This is a genomic window from Exiguobacterium sp. E17S, from assembly GCF_057772545.1.
In genome coordinates, this window is the sequence record NZ_JBYLRU010000004.1 from 228,973 (window position 1) to 247,534 (window position 18,562).

At 47.8% G+C, this 18,562-nt stretch carries 15 protein-coding genes; 7 read left to right on the forward strand and 8 right to left on the reverse strand.

Annotation, left to right across the window (positions count from 1 at the left end):
- Positions 1–37 precede the first annotated feature (37 nt).
- The 8 genes from AC3B4V_RS13540 to rpmH all read right to left on the reverse strand — a co-directional run bounded on the left by AC3B4V_RS13540 (position 38) and on the right by rpmH (position 7,522).
- On the reverse strand, positions 38–802 hold the full coding sequence (locus tag AC3B4V_RS13540; RefSeq protein WP_035395440.1) for a ParB/RepB/Spo0J family partition protein: 765 nt from the start codon (positions 800–802) through the stop codon (positions 38–40).
- Positions 803–840: 38 nt separating this feature from the next.
- Positions 841–1,683 (reverse strand): nucleoid occlusion protein, encoded by an 843-nt coding sequence (gene noc, locus AC3B4V_RS13545; RefSeq protein ID WP_023469857.1) that lies wholly within the window; start codon positions 1,681–1,683, stop codon positions 841–843.
- A 48-nt stretch (positions 1,684–1,731) separates the two neighbouring features.
- Complete coding sequence (rsmG, locus tag AC3B4V_RS13550; RefSeq protein WP_023469858.1) at positions 1,732–2,448, reverse strand: 16S rRNA (guanine(527)-N(7))-methyltransferase RsmG; 717 nt, start codon at positions 2,446–2,448, stop codon at positions 1,732–1,734.
- A 5-nt stretch (positions 2,449–2,453) separates the two neighbouring features.
- Complete coding sequence (mnmG, locus tag AC3B4V_RS13555) at positions 2,454–4,343, reverse strand: tRNA uridine-5-carboxymethylaminomethyl(34) synthesis enzyme MnmG (protein ID WP_488378706.1); 1,890 nt, start codon at positions 4,341–4,343, stop codon at positions 2,454–2,456.
- Between the two features lie 43 nt (positions 4,344–4,386).
- Positions 4,387–5,769 carry a tRNA uridine-5-carboxymethylaminomethyl(34) synthesis GTPase MnmE gene (mnmE, locus tag AC3B4V_RS13560; protein WP_058713714.1) on the reverse strand — a complete coding sequence of 461 codons (1,383 nt, stop codon included), beginning with the start codon at positions 5,767–5,769 and terminating at the stop codon, positions 4,387–4,389.
- Between the two features lie 147 nt (positions 5,770–5,916).
- Entirely contained in the window at positions 5,917–6,771 is an 855-nt protein-coding gene (gene yidC / locus AC3B4V_RS13565; protein ID WP_035395434.1) for a membrane protein insertase YidC, read from the reverse strand.
- 104 nt (positions 6,772–6,875) lie between these two features.
- Positions 6,876–7,226 (reverse strand): ribonuclease P protein component, encoded by a 351-nt coding sequence (gene rnpA, locus AC3B4V_RS13570; RefSeq protein ID WP_087681744.1) that lies wholly within the window; start codon positions 7,224–7,226, stop codon positions 6,876–6,878.
- 161 nt (positions 7,227–7,387) lie between these two features.
- Positions 7,388–7,522, reverse strand: a complete 135-nt coding sequence (gene rpmH / locus AC3B4V_RS13575) for a 50S ribosomal protein L34 (protein ID WP_012371910.1) — start codon at positions 7,520–7,522, stop codon at positions 7,388–7,390.
- A 737-nt stretch (positions 7,523–8,259) separates the two neighbouring features.
- On the opposite strand from rpmH, the gene dnaA reads away from it, so the two are divergent.
- The 7 genes from dnaA to AC3B4V_RS13610 all read left to right on the forward strand — a co-directional run bounded on the left by dnaA (position 8,260) and on the right by AC3B4V_RS13610 (position 18,212).
- Positions 8,260–9,651 carry a chromosomal replication initiator protein DnaA gene (gene dnaA, locus AC3B4V_RS13580; protein ID WP_488378707.1) on the forward strand — a complete coding sequence of 464 codons (1,392 nt, stop codon included), beginning with the start codon at positions 8,260–8,262 and terminating at the stop codon, positions 9,649–9,651.
- Between the two features lie 191 nt (positions 9,652–9,842).
- The gene (gene dnaN / locus AC3B4V_RS13585) at positions 9,843–10,976 is read left to right on the forward strand and encodes a DNA polymerase III subunit beta (RefSeq protein ID WP_023469864.1); all 1,134 of its coding nucleotides are present in this window, start codon (positions 9,843–9,845) and stop codon (positions 10,974–10,976) included.
- A gap of 162 nt (positions 10,977–11,138) precedes the next feature.
- Positions 11,139–11,360, forward strand: coding sequence for a S4 domain-containing protein YaaA (gene yaaA, locus AC3B4V_RS13590; RefSeq protein ID WP_023469865.1), 222 nt, complete (start codon positions 11,139–11,141; stop codon positions 11,358–11,360).
- A gap of 1 nt (position 11,361) precedes the next feature.
- Entirely contained in the window at positions 11,362–12,516 is a 1,155-nt protein-coding gene (gene recF / locus AC3B4V_RS13595) for a DNA replication/repair protein RecF (RefSeq protein WP_488378708.1), read from the forward strand.
- 10 nt (positions 12,517–12,526) lie between these two features.
- Positions 12,527–14,440, forward strand: a complete 1,914-nt coding sequence (gyrB, locus tag AC3B4V_RS13600; protein WP_200864062.1) for a DNA topoisomerase (ATP-hydrolyzing) subunit B — start codon at positions 12,527–12,529, stop codon at positions 14,438–14,440.
- A gap of 27 nt (positions 14,441–14,467) precedes the next feature.
- Positions 14,468–17,080: a DNA gyrase subunit A gene (gene gyrA, locus AC3B4V_RS13605; RefSeq protein ID WP_488378709.1), complete on the forward strand. Its 2,613-nt coding sequence runs from the start codon at positions 14,468–14,470 to the stop codon at positions 17,078–17,080.
- 88 nt (positions 17,081–17,168) lie between these two features.
- Positions 17,169–18,212, forward strand: coding sequence for an HD-GYP domain-containing protein (locus AC3B4V_RS13610; RefSeq protein WP_488378710.1), 1,044 nt, complete (start codon positions 17,169–17,171; stop codon positions 18,210–18,212).
- The last annotated feature ends 350 nt before the right edge of the window (positions 18,213–18,562 follow it).

Consider the following 18,562-nt stretch of genomic DNA (forward strand, 5'->3'; position numbering starts at 1 on the left):
TCAAAAAGAAGCGAACCGTTACCGGAACGCTTCTTTTTCATTGATCCGATTCAGGTAATAACAAATCGAGCAACCGATTGAGGTCGTCTTCATCTGCAAAATCAATCTCGAGTTTCCCTGCTTGTTTCCCTTGTTTGATCCGAACCGTCGCTCCGTATTTTTCGCGAAGCGACTCTTCGACGAATTGGACAGCGGTCGCTTGTTGCGGACGCGTGGATTCTTTCCGTTCCCGAAGCGCCTGCTCTAATCGACGGACGTTCCAGTTTTCCGCCATGACGCGTTCTGCCATCTGCTCGATCTTCTTTGGATGCTTCAGCGACAATAGGGCACGGGCATGTCCCATCGATAGCCGCTCATCCATGACCGCTTGTTGAACGAGTAACGGCAATTGTAGTAACCGAAGACTGTTCGTGATGTGCGAACGACTTTTGCCGACACGCTGCGCAAGCTCTGCTTGCGTGATACCGAATTCCTCGATCATCTCCGCATACGCCATCGCCTCTTCAATCGCGGATAAATCCGCCCGTTGGATGTTTTCGATCAAAGCGAGCTCCATCACGCGTGTCTCGTCTGCTTCGATCACGAGGACCGGTACACGTTCGAATCCTGCGCGACTCGCTGCTTGATACCGTCGTTCGCCGGCGATGATTTCATAATAGCCATCACGTGGTCGGACGACGATCGGTTGGATCATCCCGTGCCGAACGAGTGATTGGGCGAGTTCTTCTAATGCTTTTTCATTGAATCGTTTCCGGGGTTGAGTCGGATTCGGGCGAATCGCCCGAACAGGTAATTCGTTCACTTGCCTTCTCTCCTAAACGTAGCGGAAGGCACGACCGCTTATTCCGGACGTGCCTTCACGATGCGAATCCGCACCTCTACATATTCTTCACAATCGACTTCTTCTTTTTCAATCGTCAATCCGGTTTGCTCGATCATATCGACGGAATCGCGAAGAGTATTTAACGCAATCCGTGTATCGCGAGCAAAGCTCTTATGACGTTTTTTCTTCGGTGGCTGTGGTGTCATCAATCGTTCCACCCGGCGCTCCGTCTCCTTGACGTTCCATTCCCGTTCCAGAATTTCAGCGAGTACCGTTACTTGTAGCGCTTCATCCTTGAGCGGTAATAACGCACGGGCATGACGCTCCGTGATCGTCCGTTGCTTCAATGCTTCCCGGACATCCGTTGGCAATCGAAGCAAACGCAATTTGTTGGCAATCGTCGATTGACTACGTCCGAGCTTACGAGCTAATACTTCTTGCGTGATGTCTTGTAACGCAAGCAAGCGCTCATAGGCTTCTGCTTCTTCGATTGGTGTCAAATCTTCGCGTTGCAGATTTTCAATCAATGCCAGTGAAGCAGTCGTCTCGTCCGTCATCTCTTTGACGATGGCAGGAATCGTTTCCCAGCCAAGCGAGCGCACTGCCCGGTATCGTCGTTCTCCCGCAATGATCTCGTATCCTGTTCCTTGTTTTCGAACGACGATCGGCTGGAGTAATCCATGCTCTTCGATCGTAACGGCTAGCTCTTCAATTCGGTCCCCATCAAACACTGTCCGTGGTTGGAACTGGTTCGCGACAAGTTCTGTCAATGGTAATTCCTGAACCGTCTCTTGTGGGTCAAGCTCGATCGTAGCAGGTTGCCCTCCCTTACCGAGCAGCTTGGCAATTGCATTTCTCACGTTGGCGCACCTCACCTTTATCAGTCATCGTTTCACGTGAAACGGTGTTTAGCTTAATGGATCTTTCGCAGGCGTACCCGCTTTACGCGGATATTTCCCGGGTGTTGTTCGTTTTTTATCTACAATAACGATATTACGCTCACTTTCCTCGCCTGGCAATTGGAACTGGAAACTTTCCCGTAAATTCCCACCGAGTACTTTTAAGGCAATCGCACCATCCTCGAGCTCTTCACTGACTTTCGCTGCCTTCAAGGCAACGAATTGTCCACCGACTTTCGCAAGCGGTAAGCAATATTCCGCGAGAACGGACATCCGGGCGACCGCACGAGCTGTCACGACGTCGAACCGTTCGCGGAATTGTTTATTTTTACCGAACTCTTCGGCGCGTCCATGATGGAACGCGACACCTTCGAGTCCGAGTTCCGTCGCCAAATGATTGAGGAAGCCGATTCGTTTGTTCAGTGAATCGACAATCGTCACTTGGAGATGTGGAAACATAATCTTGATCGGCAGACTTGGGAAACCAGCGCCCGCTCCGACATCACAAACTGTCGTGACCGTCGTGAAATCGAAATAGAATGCTGCTGTGATTGAATCGTAGAAGTGTTTGAGATAGACATCTTCTTCATCCGTGATCGCTGTCAGGTTCATCTTTTCATTCCACTCGACGAGCAGTTCATAATACCGTTTGAATTGATGCAACTGATGTTCTGAGACCTCAAGTCCCTGTGCTGCCAATGCTGTTACGAATTGCTGTTGGTTCATCTCGTTCACTCCGCAGTCAATGCGTATTGGCCTTGTTCGATATAGACAAGCAGAATCGAGATATCAGACGGGTTTACCCCTGAGATCCGGGATGCTTGTCCGATCGAGAGCGGACGCACTTGGTTTAGTTTTTGTTTCGCTTCAATCGCTAATCCACTGATCGCATCGTAATCGAGACGATCCGGAATCCGTTTTTGCTCCATCCGCATCATTTTTTCGACTTGATCAAGTTGCTTATCGATGTAGCCGGAATATTTGACTTGGATTTCGACTTGTTCTGCTGCTTCTGCAGACAGTGGTGTTTCTGGTGGTGTCATCTGCGCGATCATCGCATACGTGATTTCCGGGCGTTTCAGCAACGTGATCGCATGCAGCGCTTCCTTGAGTGGTGATGCACCAATTGCTTCTAGCTGTGCATTCACGTCCGCTGTCGCTTTGATGACGACCTTCTCAAGACGTTTCATCTCAAGACGGATTTGTTCTTGTTTATCGAGCAACTTCGCTTGACGCTCTTCCGAGATCAATCCGAGTTCATGTCCGATTTCCGATAGGCGAAGGTCCGCATTATCATGACGGAGCAACAACCGGTACTCGGCGCGTGACGTCAAGAGACGGTATGGTTCGTTCGTACCTTTCGTAACGAGATCATCGATCATGACACCGATATAGCCTTGTGAACGTGACAAGATAAGTGGTTCTTTGCCTTGGACTTGTAGTCCGGCATTGATCCCTGCCATGATTCCTTGTCCCGCTGCTTCCTCATACCCACTTGTTCCGTTGATTTGACCCGCTGTGAATAAACCAGGAACACGTTTTGTCTCGAGCGTTGGCCAAAGTTGTGTCGGAACAACGGCATCGTACTCAATCGCATAACCAGGACGCATCATTTCTGAATTCTCAAGCCCTGGAATCGAGCGGAGAATATCGTGTTGGACGTCTTCCGGCAAGCTTGTTGATAATCCTTGCACGTAGACTTCTTCCGTATCGCGACCTTCTGGCTCAAGGAAGATTTGGTGACGCGGTTTATCGTTGAACCGGACGACCTTATCTTCGATCGATGGGCAATAACGTGGACCTGTTCCTTTGATCATTCCAGAGAACATCGGGGAGCGGTGCAGGTTCGCATCAATCAACTGATGCGTATACTCCGTCGTATACGTCAACCAGCATGGGATCTGTTCCGTGATCATCTGAGTCGTTTCATGACTAAATGGAAGTGCTACTTCGTCACCTGGTTGGATCTCCGTCTTCGAGTAGTCAATCGTTTTCCCGTCGATTCGCGGTGGTGTTCCTGTTTTGAAACGTGCGAGCTCAAATCCGAGTTCTTCAAGATGTTTCGATAGATTGATCGATGGCATCTGATTGTTCGGACCACTCTCGTACGACAATTCACCGATGATGATTTTTCCACGCATGAACGTTCCTGTCGTGATGACGACCGCTTTTGCCCGGTACTCCGCCCCTGTATTCGTGACGACACCGACGCAGCGTCCTTCGTCGTCAATCAATAACCGTTCGACGAGTGCTTGACGTAAGAGCAAATTCGGCTCATCCTCGAGCGCTTTTTTCATCCGGTTTTGGTATTCGAATTTATCTGCCTGTGCCCGTAATGCTCGCACGGCAGGACCTTTTGACGTGTTTAACATTTTCATTTGAATATACGTTGCATCGATCGCGCGTGCCATTTCGCCACCGAGCGCATCGATTTCCCGGACGACGATCCCTTTTGCAGGACCACCGATCGACGGGTTGCAATACATGAATCCAACCATATCGGGATTCATTGTCAGCATAACCGTTTTCGAGCCCATTCGTGCCGCAGCAAGAGAGGCTTCGATGCCGGCATGTCCGGCTCCGACGACGATAACGTCGAATTCACCTGCTTGATAAGCCATAGTACTGGTTCCTCCTTCTTATTCCACACGCAGTCGTCTCGAATTATTTCCCGAGACAGAACTGCGAAAACAACTGATCCAATAAACTATCCTGTGCTGTATCACCATTGATTTCGCCAAGCGTATCCCACGCTCGTCGTAAATCGATCTGTACCATGTCAATCGGCATCGCTGCTTCTGCTGCACCGAGTGCATCTTCAATCATTTGACTCGCTCGTTTGATGAGCTGGATGTGACGTGCATTTGAGACGTACGTCATATCCTGACTTTCGACACCCTGTTCAAAGAACAGACTCGCAATCGCTGCTTCAAGATCATTGACGCCTGCTTCTTCGAGCAAGGATGTCGTGACGATTGGTCGACCATCAGCCAGCTCCGTGACACGCGCTAAATCAATCTGTTGCGTCAAGTCACTCTTGTTGACGATGATGATCGCGTTCATTCCTTTGATCGCTTCAAACAACAAGACATCTTCATCCGTCAAAACATCGTTTCCGTTGAGGACGAGTAAGATCAAATCGGCCGTCTTTAAAGCCTGACGTGACTTTTCGACACCCATCCGTTCGACGATATCTTCCGTCTCGCGAATCCCTGCCGTATCAATCAACTTCAACGGTACACCGCGAACGTTGACGTATTCCTCGATCGTATCGCGCGTCGTTCCCGCGATATCCGTGACGATAGCCTTTGCTTCTTGCACCAATGTGTTGAGCAAAGACGACTTTCCGACGTTTGGTCGACCGATGATCGCTGTGGATAACCCTTCGCGCAAGATTTTTCCTTGGCGTGCCGTTGTTAATAACTCTGCTAAAATCGCGCGGACAGCACCCGCATCACGTTCGACGATCTGTTGCGTCATCTCTTCTGCATCGTATTCCGGGTAATCGATGTTGACTTCAATCGCAGCAATCGTCTGTAACAATTGTTGACGTAAGTCTTGGACGAGTTTTGAAAGACGTCCTTCAATCTGACTGACCGCGACATGCATCGCCCGGTCCGTCTTCGCCCGGATCAGATCCATGACAGCTTCCGCCTGTGATAAATCGATGCGTCCATTCAAGAACGCGCGTTTTGTAAATTCACCAGGTTCCGCCAACCGGACTTCCGGTTGGGCAAGGATGAGTTCGAGGACACGATTGACCGCGACGACTCCTCCATGACAATTCAATTCGATGACATCTTCACGTGTAAACGTCTTTGGTGCGCGCATGACACTCACCATTACTTCATCGACGACACGGTCCGCCTCATGGTCGACCAATTTCCCGTAATGAATCGTATGGGTTGGTACTTCCGTCAAGCGGTTGCTCCCTTTATAAACACGGTCGGCTACAGCGACTGCATCAGGACCTGATAAGCGCACGATCGCAATCGCCCCTTCTCCCATCGGCGTCGAAATCGCGGCAATCGTATCAAATTCCATCATCCGTTCTTCCACCTCGTTTTTCTTCTGTCTTTTTATGAGTATTTAATCCTTAATCGTTGCAATGGGTATAACGAAACAACTATACACGAAATGACGCAAAAGAAAAAGAGCGACACTCTGTCAAAACAAAGCGTCGCTCTTCACGTATTAGCGTTTCTTTTTCGATTTTTTAGGAGCCGGAGCTGCTTGTGCTGCTTCTTTTTCACGTTTAGCAGCCATTGTCGCTTCCGTCTGCAACTTAATCTTTTCACGCATCGGCTTCATGATGACGATCGTGACGATGATCGAGAAGATGTAACCGACGACCCAGTAAAGCGAAAGGGCAGATGGGAGTGTAACCCCCATGATGAAGATCATGATCGGGAAGACGTAGAGCATGATTTTCATTTGTGGATTGTCTTCTTGACCTGCCATCGAGATCTTTTGTTGCAGATACGTCAGTACCGCAGACATGATTGGCAAGATGAAGAATGGATCCGGTTTCCCAAGGTCGAACCAGAGGAATGTGTGTTGGAAAATAGCCGGTGTATAAATGATGGCGTTATAGAACGCGATCAAGATCGGCATTTGGATCAAAATCGGTAAACAGCCTGCGAGTGGATTGACGTTGTGCTCTTGGTAGAGCTTCATCATTTCCTGTTGCAATTTCTGTTGCGTCTCTTGGTCTTTTGAGCTGTATTTCTCACGAAGCTTCATCATTTCAGGCTGGATAACTTGCATTCCACCCATACTCTTCGTTTGTTTGATCATCAATGGAAGGATGACAAGACGAACGAGAAGTGTCGTAATGATGATTCCGATACCGTAATCACCGCTAAAGAACTGTGAAATCTCACGAATCAACCACGCCATCGGCCAAACGAAGTAATGTTTCCAAAAACCTTCTGTGTCTGCTGTGATCGGTTCACCTGTACCATACGTGCTAGGTGTACAGCCGGATAACACGATCGCGAGCACGGACATGAGTCCGAGAGTTAACCAAATCTTAGTTCTCTTGTTCATAATTCCTCCTAGAAATTGTTTACGCTTTGTCGAACGCCATCTTCTTCTATAGTAAGGCAAGGAAAGGGAGCGCCGTACAAATCAACAGGATGCATTGCTACGATTCATTTTTTTGATCGCATCCAGACACCGGAACGTTTGAGCACGTGACGGAGACTGTCAGCCACTTCTTGCGCGGTCATCTTCGCGGCCGGATTGCGCGCGATGATCACCAAATCATAATTCGGGGCAATCGAGGCTTCATGCTGCTGGCATGCTTCCCGAAGATACCGTTTCACCTGATTCCGGACGACGGCATTCCCGATTTTCTTACTGACGGATAAACCAATCCGAAAGTGAGTCTGTTGCTCCTTTTTCAAGGCATACACGACAAATTGCCGATTTGCGACAGAGGCTCCTTTAGTAAACACCGCTTGGAACTCCTTGTCTTTCTTGACGCGGTATTCCTTCTTCACCTTATTCACACTCCATCCTGACACTACGAAAATTCGTCGTCTCTCATCATATCATAGAATAAACATGCGACGCGATAGGGCGCATGTGACAAAAGCACGAACACACGAAAAAACATAAAATCACCTCGGATCATGCCCGAAGTGATGGATGCATCAATGCATTAGACAGTCAAGGCTTTGCGGCCCTTAAGACGGCGAGCAGCCAAGATACGGCGGCCACTCTTCGTAGCCATACGCGCACGGAATCCGTGAACTTTTTTACGCTTACGGTTGTTTGGGTTGAAAGTTGGTTTCATTCGTCTGCACCTCCTTTAAAAGATCTTTATAACCAATTGTTATTTTCTACTTTAAGGCAGTCTTGTACATTATATAAACTGATTGTGGCATTGTCAATGAAAGTTCAGAAGATTTCTCGTCCTGCTTAAGGGAGTTCTAGTTTGAAAACAGGCGATAGGATTCGACTGCGCAAACTCTATTACGCGATAGAATACATATGGATCATCGAGGGGATGTGTGTAGACTTATCCACCTATCCACAGACTTATCCACATTATCCACACTTTCCGTGGATAACTCTTCACTTTGTCTACGATAGTATTTTTTAAAATCGACGTCAATCCTCGATTTTGGATTTCCTTTTTCCACTTCTTTTGTATTTTGTGAATAACTCTTTTTCAACGCTTCCTCTTTCGAAAAGTTATCCACCTCTTATCCACAATTTATCCACACTATCCACAGCTTGTGGGTAACTACCTGTGGATGATTTAATTTACTTGTGGATAAATCATTCCAACCATTGCCAGGGCTCATTTCTTTTGATACACTAATTGTGCATAACATGATCCTGATCGTTCAGGACAAAACAAGTTATACACACCCTGTGGATAACTTTATACACAGATTCAACTACCTGTGGATAACGTTATCCACAGTTTTTACGTTATGGGGATAAGTCGAGTTTCTTCATTAACTTTGTCTGTGTATAAGCCTGTGTACAAAAATTTTCTATCTTGATAAAAAAAGGGGGGTATTTATGAAAAACGCTGCCGAACTTTGGCATAATGTCTTATCTGTGATCGAGGAAGAGGAACGAACACCGAAAGCTAGTTATGATATGTGGTTGAAATCCACAGAAGGCGTCACGCTAAATGGAACGACACTACTCGTTTCAGCACCAGCTGCGTTTACGGTGACATGGCTCGAGCGCCAGTACTTATCTTTACTCGAAGACACAGTTGAGGAAGTAACAGGAAGCCGACTCGATATTCAGTTCATTGAAGAGGGACAAGCGAAGAAAATGCTTGATCGACAAGAAGAGGAACGTGTTGAGGCAACACCGACTCCGAAATCGCGTCCATCGAACATGCGGAGACCAACAGAGGAACTGACGATGAGTGAACTCGGACAATTGAATGAGAAGTATACGTTCGATACATTCGTCATCGGATCGGGGAACCGTTTTGCGCATGCCGCTTCACTGGCTGTTGCGGAAGCGCCTGCTAAAGCATACAATCCGCTTTTCATCTATGGTGGCGTTGGTCTTGGCAAAACCCATCTGATGCATGCCATCGGACAGTACGTTCAAGATCAAAATCTCGGGACACGGATTGCCTATGTCTCTTCTGAACGCTTTACGAATGACTTCATTAACTCCATCCGTGATAATAAGACGGTTGAGTTTAGAAATAAATACCGTAACATCGATGTCCTCTTAATTGATGACATCCAGTTCCTTGCGGGCAAAGAACAGACGCAAGAAGAGTTTTTCCACACATTCAATGCCCTGCATAACGACCAAAAACAAATCATCATCTCAAGTGACCGACCACCAAAAGAGATTCCAACGCTTGAAGATCGGCTTCGTTCACGTTTCGAATGGGGATTAATCACCGACATCACGCCACCGGATCTCGAGACACGGATTGCGATCTTACGGAAAAAGGCGAATGCGGAGCAACTTGACGTCTCAAACGAAGTCATGCTCTACATCGCAAGTCAAATTGATACGAATATTCGGGAGCTCGAAGGAGCGTTAACCCGCGTTATCGCCTATGCGAATCTCGTCGGACGACCAATTGATCCAAATGTCGCTTCGGAAGCCTTGCATAACATCATGCCGGTCGCTGAACCGCGTAAAGTTACGATTCGTGACATCCAGGAGTCGGTCAGTAAGCACTTCAATTTGCCATTTGATGATCTGAAGGCGAAAAAACGGACGAAATCGATTGCCTTCCCACGTCAAATCGCGATGTATCTCTCACGTGAGATGACGGAGAGCTCTTTACCGAAAATCGGAGAAGAATTTGGGGGACGCGACCATACGACCGTCATCCATGCCCATGAAAAGATCAGTATGTTGATCAAATCGGACGGGGAAACGGGAAAAGTCATCGAACAAATCAAACATGAATTGAAGCATTCATAAAACTGTGGATAAACATGTGGATAAAGTAGGGTGGTTATCCACAACTTATCCACACCGTTTTTGGCTTTATATCAAGTTATCCACCGACTTATCCACACTATCCACAGCCCCTAAGACTATTATTAAAAAAATATATTATTATGTTATGATGGGCGCATGCCCATTATTTTCGAGAGGAGTCTAACGACGATATGCATATCACCATTCAACGCGAAGCTTTAATTCAAGCAGTACAAGATGTAGCCAAAGCGGTCTCATCCCGCACGACGATTCCGATTCTGACAGGGATCAAACTCGAAGCTCATGGAGATGGTATGACGCTGACAGGAAGCGATACGGAAATCTCGATTGAACGGACGATCTATGCAGAAGAGAATGGAACATCTTATGTCACGGTTCACCGTGCAGGTAGTGTCGTCTTGAATGCCCGCTTCTTCGGCGATATCGTCAAAAAGATGCCAAAAGACGAAGTCACACTTGAAGTCTCACCGAACTTCATGACACGGATCCAGTCAGGAACAGCGGAATTCCATTTGAACGGTCTTGATCCAGATGAGTTCCCACGCCTTCCACAAGTCGATGGGGGACAACGTTTCCGTTTACCGGCTGATCTCTTACGTTCGATGATTCGTCAAACAAGCTTTGCTGTCGCTGTTCAAGAAACACGTCCTGTTCTGACAGGTGTGAACTTCTCAGCCGATAAAGGCATCTTGACGTGTGTCTCAACAGATAGTCACCGTCTAGCCCTTCGTCGTGCTCAATTTGAGACAGATACAGATATCTCGTTCCAGAACGTCATCGTTCCTGGTAAGAGCTTAAATGAATTATCGAAGTTGCTTGGGGATGGTCATGTGGATATCACGATCACGAACCAACAAATCTTGTTCAAGATGAAGCACGTCCTCTTCTTCTCGCGTCTACTCGACGGAAATTATCCGGATACATCACGTTTGATTCCGGAAGAGTACCGGACAGCTGTCCGCATGAACGCGAAAGAATTGCTCCAAGCGATCGATCGCGCGTCACTGCTTGCACGTGAGGACCGTAACAACGTCATCAAGTTCGCAGCTGAAGGAACGACAGCGGTCGAGATCTCTTCACATTCACCAGAAGTCGGGAAAGTCTCGGAGCAAGTCAGCATTCTTTCGCTTGAAGGAGAAGAGCTGAAAATCTCGTTCAACTCGAAGTACATGATGGACGCCTTGAAGGCACTTGACGCGACAGATATCGAAATCCAGTTCACGGGTTCGATTCGTCCATTTATCTTGCACCCAGTCGATCAAGATAACGTCCTGCAACTGATTCTTCCAGTCCGGACGGCGTAAGCATAAACACGAAATACGTGATAAGACGGGTTCGATCGTTTCGACATCGGACCCGTCTTTTTCGTATACCGTATATACGTTCGGGGATTTTGCTAAATCGTCCAATGTTTAGTACAATAAAGAGTACGTCATTTATAATATGTAGGTAGGAGGAGTCAATCCATGCAAGAAATCAGAATTACAACGGAATACGTCACATTAGGGCAGTTCCTGAAGCTATCGGATATCATCTCAAGCGGAGGACAAGCCAAACCGTTTTTAGCAGAGGTACCGATTCTAGTCAACGGCGAGGTCGATCAGCGACGTGGTCGTAAATTACGGGATGGAGACATCATTGATGTAGAAGACTACGGTCAGTTCATCATCAAGAACGAGGGCAACTAACGTGCGGCTGGATTCAGTCCGACTCAGTCATTATCGCAACTATGACGCACTCGAACTGTCATTCTCCGAAAAAACGAATGTCCTGATTGGTGAAAATGCACAAGGGAAGACGAACTTACTGGAAGCGATCTATGTTCTTGCTCTCGCGAAGTCGCACCGGACGACGCATGACAAGGAACTGATCGGTTGGGACCAAGAAACAGCGCGCGTCGAAGGACGTGTCGTCAAGCGGACCGGCTCCCATGTCCAAGAGATCGTCATCTCGGGTCGCGGGAAAAAAGCAAAGCTGAATCATCTAGAGCAACGACGCTTGAGTGATTATGTCGGGGCACTGAACATCGTTTTATTCGCCCCGGAAGATTTGCATATCGTCAAAGGCAGTCCACAAGTCCGCCGGCGATTTCTCGATATGGAGATCGGTCAAGTCAGTCCGGTCTATCTGCATGAATTGAGCCAGTACCTGAAAGTGTTGAAGCAGCGGAACGCATTGCTGAAACAACTGTCCATGAAGGGAGGAGACGAGACCTTCCTTGATATCTTGACGGAGCAAATGATTACGCTAGCCGTTAAAATCGTTCAGCGCCGGCATCATTTCATGGCCCATCTCGAAAAATGGGCACGACCGATTCATGACGGAATCAGTCGTGGACAGGAAGAACTCGCGCTCATCTATCGTTCGGACACATTCGGCGACGAATTACTCGATGTCGAAGGAATGACTGCGTCCTACACGCGGAAGTTTGGTAAAATAAAAGAAAATGAAATCCGAAGAGGAGTTACGTTGTTTGGACCACATCGCGATGACTTCGAGATGGAAGTCAATGGACGAAACGTCCAAACGTATGGTTCACAAGGACAACAACGGACAGCAGCCCTCTCGTTAAAGCTTGCGGAGATCGAATTGATTCATGAGGAAGTAGGGGAATATCCACTTCTTCTGCTCGACGATGTCTTATCCGAACTTGATGATCATCGTCAAACACATTTGCTCGATACGATGCAACAAAAGGTCCAGACGATCCTGACGACGACAAGCGTCGACGGGATTGCGCATGAAACGATCAACCAAGCGAAGTTGTTCCACGTGAAACAAGGGACGGTCGATTTGGAAGAGACATCATATAAAGAAACAGTAGGTGAGAAAACCGATGAGTAATCATGAAGATATGGAATTGGAACAAGGGTACGGTGCCGATCAGATTCAAGTACTTGAAGGATTAGAAGCAGTTCGTAAACGTCCAGGGATGTATATCGGCTCGACGGCATCAAAGGGTCTCCATCACCTCGTATGGGAGATCGTCGATAACTCGATTGATGAGGCGCTCGCAGGATACTGTGACACGATCAAGGTGACGATCGAACCAGGGAACTCGATCTTAGTCGAGGATAATGGACGCGGTATTCCAGTCGACATTCAAGAGAAGATGGGTCGTCCTGCCGTTGAGGTCATCCTGACAGTCCTCCACGCCGGTGGTAAATTCGGCGGCGGCGGATATAAAGTATCGGGTGGACTACACGGTGTTGGGGCTTCGGTCGTTAACGCCCTGTCGACGAAACTTGAAGTATTCGTCAAACGGAACGAGAAGCTGTATTACCAAGCGTATCATCGCGGTGTACCAGCGCAAGATCTCGAAGTCATCGGAACATCAGAAGAGACAGGAACGACGATTCGTTTCTTCCCAGACGGTGAGATTTTCCAAGAGACGCTCGAGTATGACTATGATTTGCTAGCGACACGCCTGCGGGAACTTGCTTTCTTAAATAAAGGCTTGAAGATCATCATCACGGACGATCGTGCGGATGAGCCGATGACGCGTAGCTTCCACTACGAAGGTGGGATCAAATCCTACGTCGAACACTTGAATCGTTCAAAAGAAGTCGTTCATGCGGAACCTGTCTATGTACACGGAACAAAAGACGGCATCGAAGTTGAAGTCGCGCTTCAGTATAACGACGGATTTGCGTCAAACATCTACTCGTTCACGAACAACATCCCGACGCATGAAGGTGGTACGCACGAGACCGGCTTCAAGACGGCTTTGACACGGGTCATTAATGACTACGCGAAGAAGTTCGGTTTGATGAAGGATGCAGACGGTACGTTATCCGGTGAGGACGTACGTGAAGGAATGACAGCGATCGTTTCCGTCAAACACCCGAACCCACAGTTCGAAGGTCAGACGAAAACGAAACTCGGGAACTCCGACGCGCGTACGGTTACGGATTCACTCTTCTCTGGTGCATTTGAGCAGTTCATGCTCGAAAACCCGACGAACGCACGCGCAATCGTCGAAAAAGGGATGATGGCGTCACGCGCCCGGATGGCAGCGAAACGCGCCCGTGAACTGACACGCCGTAAAGGTGTTCTCGAAGTGAGCTCGCTTCCAGGTAAACTGGCCGACTGTTCGTCACGTGATGCCTCGATTTCCGAATTGTACATCGTTGAGGGTGATTCGGCGGGTGGTTCTGCGAAATCTGGACGTGATCGTCATTTCCAAGCCATCTTACCGATTCGCGGTAAAATCTTGAACGTGGAGAAAGCACGTCTCGATAAGATTCTCGGAAGCAATGAGATTCGGACGATCATCACAGCACTCGGAACAAGTATCGGTTCTGAGTTCAATATTGAAAAAGCACGCTATCACAAAGTCATCATCATGACCGATGCCGATGTCGATGGTGCCCACATCCGGACACTCTTGTTGACGTTCTTCTACCGTTACATGCGTCCGCTTGTCGAGCATGGGTATGTCTATATCGCTCAGCCACCGCTATACGGGATCAAACAAGGGAAGAACATCACGTACGTGCATAACGAACGTGAATTGACAGAGGCGCTTGCAGCGCTTCCTGAAAACGCACGGTACGACATTCAGCGCTACAAAGGTCTTGGGGAGATGGATCCAGAGCAACTTTGGGAAACGACGATGGATCCAAGTGGTCGTCAAATGTTACGTGTCGAGCTTCAAGATGCGATCGAAGCGGATGAAGTCTTTGATATCTTGATGGGAGATCAAGTCGAACCACGACGCGACTTCATTCAATCACACGCACATTACGTCAAGAACCTGGATATTTAACGCTGAACAGAGAGGGTGGCCAGAAGCATGTCCGAACAAAATCACGGAATCATCAAGGATATTAATATCAGTCAAGAGATGCGTACGTCCTTCATGGACTACGCGATGAGCGTCATCGTCGCACGTGCTCTTCCGGACGTACGGGACGGCTTAAAACCCGGACACCGCCGGATTCTCTATGCGATGAACGACCTCGGTATTCGTGCCGATAAACCACATAAAAAGTCTGCCCGTATCGTCGGGGAAGTCATCGGTAAGTATCACCCGCACGGGGATTCTGCCGTCTATGACACGATGGTCCGCATGGCGCAAGACTTCAGCTACCGTTACGAACTCGTCGATGGACACGGAAACTTCGGGTCTGTCGATGGAGACTCGGCGGCAGCGATGCGATATACGGAAGCTCGTATGTCCAAAATCGCGATGGAGATCGTTCGCGATATCAACAAAAACACAGTCGATTTCAAAGATAACTACGATGGTTCGGAACGCGAACCGGAAGTCTTACCGTCACGCTTCCCGAACTTACTCGTCAACGGTTCGAGCGGGATCGCGGTCGGGATGGCAACGAACATTCCTCCGCACCAGCTTGGCGAAGTCATCGACGGCGTCTTAGCCTTGTCGCACGATCCAGAAATCACGATCCAAGAACTGATGCAGCACATTCCGGGGCCTGATTTCCCGACAGCTGGTGAAATTCTTGGTCGGAGCGGGATTCGTCGCGCTTATGAGACAGGACGTGGCTCAATCATCGTCCGTGCGAAAGCAGAAATCGAACAGACGAAAAAAGACCGGGAACGGATCATCGTGACGGAGCTTCCTTATCAGGTCAACAAAGCCCGCCTCGTTGAAAAGATTGCCGATCTCGTTCGCGAGAAAAAGATCGAAGGCATCACCGATTTACGAGATGAATCAGATCGCCGCGGTATGCGCATCGTCATGGAAGTCCGTCGTGACGCCAATGCGAGCGTCATCTTAAACAACTTGTATAAACAGACGTCGATGCAAACGACGTTTGGTGTCAATATGCTTGCGATCGTCGGAGGACGTCCGAAAACATTGACGCTCAAGGAAATGCTTTATCATTACCTCGAGCATCAAAAAGAAATCGTGCGTCGTCGGACACAGTTCGATCTCGAAAAAGCAGAAGCGCGTGAACACTTGCTCGCTGGTCTACGGATTGCACTCGATCATTTGGATGAAGTCATTCAAATCATTCGCGGGAACCGGACAGCGGACGCAGCACGTGAACAGTTGATGGAGCGTTTTGCGTTATCCGAGAAACAATCACAAGCGATTCTCGATATGCGCTTGCAACGCCTGACAGGTCTTGAGCGGGAGAAAATTGAAGCAGAGTATGACGAAATCATGCAATTGATCGCGGAACTGAACCGCATCCTTGCGAGTGAGGAAGTCTTGCTTGATTTGATCCGGACAGAACTTGAGGAGTTGAAAGAACGTTTCAACGACGAACGTCGGACGGAAATCCGCATGGACCACATCGAATTCGAAGACGAAGATTTGATTCCGGAACAGGATATCATCATCACGTTGACAAGCAGTGGCTACATCAAACGGATGACGACGGATTCGTACCGGACACAACGTCGCGGCGGACGTGGGGTTCAGGGAATCGGAACGAACGACGAAGATTACGTCACGCGTCTCTTGTCTTGTTCGACGCATGATACGATTCTATTCTTTACGAACCGTGGGAAAGTCTACCGGATTCGTGGATATGAAGTACCGGAGATGAGCCGGACATCAAAAGGTGTACCAATCATCAACCTCATCCAAATCGAACGCGACGAAAAGGTCGAGACGATGATTCCAGTCAACTTCAAACGTTATCTCGAGGAGCAACAAGCAACTGAAGCACCTGTCGAGGTGATTGAAGGAGAGATTGAAGAGACGGAAGAAACGCTCGAAACGGAAGAAGTCGTTCAAGATGAGCAAAAATCATTGATCTTCATGACACGTAAAGGACGCGTCAAACGTTCACCGTTGTCTGCGTACGCACGGATCAACAAAAACGGTTTGATCGCGATTCGATTGTTTGAAGACGACGAGTTGACATCGGTTCGTCTCGCATCGACGGACGATGAAGTCTTTGCTGTATCAACAAGTGGGAAAGCGATTCGTTTCCCAATCACGAATGTCCGCTCGATGGGACGTGGCGCTCGTGGTGTCAAAGCGATGACGTTACGTCCAGACGATTTCGTCGTCGGGATGGAACTTGCACGTGATGCCCAAGATGTTCTTGTCATTACGGAAAAAGGATTCGGTAAACGGACACCGATGACCGAGTTCCGTAGCCAGTCTCGTGGTGGTAAAGGATTGATCGCGAGTAAGGTGACGGATCGTGTCGGTCAAATCGTTGCCATGCGAATCGTTGATGTTGATGATGACATCATGATCATGACAGAGAGTGGTATCGTCATTCGGACAGACTCGCAATACATTTCACGTGTCGGCCGGAATACCCAAGGGGTGAAGGTCATTCGAATTGAAGAAGGTGACCGTGTTGCAACGGTTGCGAAACTGAAACGCGAAGAGACTGATGAAATGGAAGAAGACACGGATATCGTGTCTGAAGAGAATGTAGTCGAATCGGATGCTTCAGAAGAAGCAGAAGAGTAAGCAAGACGTCAGCAAGGAAGCAGCAGAGTGATACTACTCTGCTGCTTTTATCTACATATATAGAAAGAAGAGAAAGGAACGAAGCGATATGCGAGTGGCAAGTGACCAATTACGCATCGGGGATCGTTTGACAGAATCCATCTATTTACATACGGATCATCCGATCGTAGAAGCAGGGAAAAAAATAGGGACCGATGAGTTACGACGAATCCAGCGTTTCTTAATCAAAGAAGTCGTCATTGAAGATCGACCTGATTTCGGTGCAGGTGAACAAGTACAGATTGAAACGGTTGAAGCCCATGTAGAACATCCTTTTGAAGAATTCATTCGCTTTTACAATAAAGTCTTCATGTCGTGGGAACAGGGAATGAAGCCGAATGTATACGAAGCATTGAGCTGGGTCAAACAGTCCGTTCCAGAACAGATTACGAGACAAGATGTCTTACCATTCTTCTTAGAGCGGGGAACGGAAGCTTATACAGTGCGACATGCCATTTATCGAGGGGCAATTGCGCAAATGCTGGCGGAAGCAGTCGGAAAAGAACGGAAAATGATTCATGAACTGTGGACGGCGTCCTATTTTGCCGACTATGGACTAGCACGAATCATGGAATGGCGTCACACGAAACGATATGAAGCAATGCAACAAGAAATTTTTCAACGTCACCCGGCTATGGCGTATCAAGCCTTGCAAAAAGAGACGATCATCTCTGATACAGTCAATCGTTTAATTGTTCAACATCATGAACGGTTAGACGGAACAGGTTACCCTTTAAAGGTAAAGGGAGATAAGATCGCAGATCACACACGGTTATTCATCGTAGCGGATGTTTTTGCTGCAATGACGAGTTGGCGTCCGTACCGAGAAGCATATACGCCGTTTGATGCCTATCGTCATTTGAAAGCAAGACCGATGCAATATTGCTCAAAGTATGTATTGTTGCTCGGACAATTACTTCTACCAATAGAAGTCGGTGATCGCGTGCTAATGAGTAACGGAAAGATTGCAACCATCACGCGAAAGAATCCAGTCTTTGATCGACCTGTCATTTCTTATGAAGAACAAGGACGGATGACGATCATTGATTTAATGGAAGATCGACAACATAGTATTATTCAGTTGATGGATTAATAGGGAATAAACAGCCTCTTGAGCCGGAATCGCAAGGTTCAAGAGGCTTGTTCATGATTTTAAAAACAATTTTAAAATAAGTGTTGCACAATAATAAAACGCATGATATATTATTACATGTCCTTAACAACGACAAGCGCTTGAAACAAACGAGAAAAACAATTTCAAAAATTTTGTTGACTTCTTGTTTCAGACTTGGTATTCTAATTGAGTCGCCAAAACAGGCGCGGACGAACTTTGAAAACTGAACGATGAGGCAAAAATCGTATTCTACGGAATACAAAAACGAATGAAGCGCAAGCTTCGTCAATCGTGACTTCGGTCACAACAACGAGCAAGTCAAACACTTC

Excerpts from the sequence above, each read along its gene's own strand:
- rsmG (WP_023469858.1), bottom strand. The coding sequence starts at position 2,448 with ATGAACCAACAGCAATTCGTAACAGCATTGGCAGCACAGGGACTTGAG.
- rpmH (WP_012371910.1), bottom strand. The coding sequence starts at position 7,522 with ATGAAACCAACTTTCAACCCAAACAACCGTAAGCGTAAAAAAGTTCAC.
- AC3B4V_RS13610 (WP_488378710.1), top strand. The coding sequence starts at position 17,169 with ATGCGAGTGGCAAGTGACCAATTACGCATCGGGGATCGTTTGACAGAA.
- mnmE (WP_058713714.1), bottom strand. The coding sequence starts at position 5,769 with ATGATGGAATTTGATACGATTGCCGCGATTTCGACGCCGATGGGAGAA.
- gyrB (WP_200864062.1), top strand. The coding sequence starts at position 12,527 with ATGGAATTGGAACAAGGGTACGGTGCCGATCAGATTCAAGTACTTGAA.
- dnaA (WP_488378707.1), top strand. The coding sequence starts at position 8,260 with ATGAAAAACGCTGCCGAACTTTGGCATAATGTCTTATCTGTGATCGAG.
- gyrA (WP_488378709.1), top strand. The coding sequence starts at position 14,468 with ATGTCCGAACAAAATCACGGAATCATCAAGGATATTAATATCAGTCAA.
- dnaN (WP_023469864.1), top strand. The coding sequence starts at position 9,843 with ATGCATATCACCATTCAACGCGAAGCTTTAATTCAAGCAGTACAAGAT.
- mnmG (WP_488378706.1), bottom strand. The coding sequence starts at position 4,343 with ATGGCTTATCAAGCAGGTGAATTCGACGTTATCGTCGTCGGAGCCGGA.
- yaaA (WP_023469865.1), top strand. The coding sequence starts at position 11,139 with ATGCAAGAAATCAGAATTACAACGGAATACGTCACATTAGGGCAGTTC.
- yidC (WP_035395434.1), bottom strand. The coding sequence starts at position 6,771 with ATGAACAAGAGAACTAAGATTTGGTTAACTCTCGGACTCATGTCCGTG.